The organism is Photorhabdus africana, from assembly GCF_035181445.1.
GTDB lineage: Bacteria > Pseudomonadota > Gammaproteobacteria > Enterobacterales > Enterobacteriaceae > Photorhabdus > Photorhabdus laumondii.
This window is the reverse complement of the sequence record NZ_JAXBVE010000347.1, coordinates 1-221: the sequence shown is the minus strand read 5'-3', so window position 1 is coordinate 221 and position 221 is coordinate 1. Positions and strand designations below refer to the sequence as shown.

The 221-nt window shown below is 58.4% G+C and carries 1 rRNA gene; it reads left to right on the top strand.

Going from position 1 to position 221, the window contains the following annotated elements:
- A 16S ribosomal RNA gene (locus SLS51_RS25050) occupies positions 1-221 on the top strand; the annotation flags it as partial.

Below are 221 nucleotides of genomic sequence, written 5' to 3'. Positions count from 1 at the left end.
AAGCGCTTGCGCTTTTGCTGACGAGCGGCGGACGGGTGAGTAATGTCTGGGGATCTGCCCGAGGGCGGGGGATAACCACTGGAAACGGTGGCTAATACCGCATAATGTCGCGAGACCAAAGTGGGGGACCTGAAAGGGCCTCACGCCGTCGGATGAACCCAGATGGGATTAGCTGGTAGGTAGGGTAATGGCCTACCTAGGCGACGATCTCTAGCTGGTCT